General features: G+C 45.8%; 1 protein-coding gene. It reads left to right on the forward strand.

Annotated features, from left to right (window positions below; genetic code table 11):
* On the forward strand, nucleotides 1-456 hold a 456-nt coding region (locus ACTRWI_RS22670; protein WP_499133939.1), incomplete at both ends, for a transposase family protein.

The raw sequence follows: 456 nt of genomic DNA on the forward strand, positions 1-456 counted from the left end.
ACCGCTTACGAGAATCCGGTGCGGCCAGTTTGGTACATGGAGCTCGCGGCAAGCCCAGTAATAATCGGATATCGAGTGATTATCGTCAGACTATCTTAACGCTTGTTCGTAAACACTATTCGGATTTTGCTCCAACGTTAGCAAGAGAAAAACTTATTGAGATCCATAACTTACCCATTTCTAATGAGACCTTACGTCAATGGATGATTGCTGATGGTCTCTGGGTGCCACATGCTCAGCGTCAACCTAGAGTGTACCAACCTCGTCATCGCAGAGACTGCCTAGGAGAACTGGTTCAGATTGATGGTTCTCACCATGATTGGTTCGAAGGCCGAAGTCCAAAATGCTGTCTGCTGGTTTTCATCGACGATGCAACTGGACGATTAATGAACCTGCGGTTTAGTGAAACGGAATCAGCCATTGACTATATGGTAACAACTCGAGAGTACTTAGAGA

The organism is Pseudoalteromonas sp. G5_S1_14_S5 (assembly GCF_054968605.1).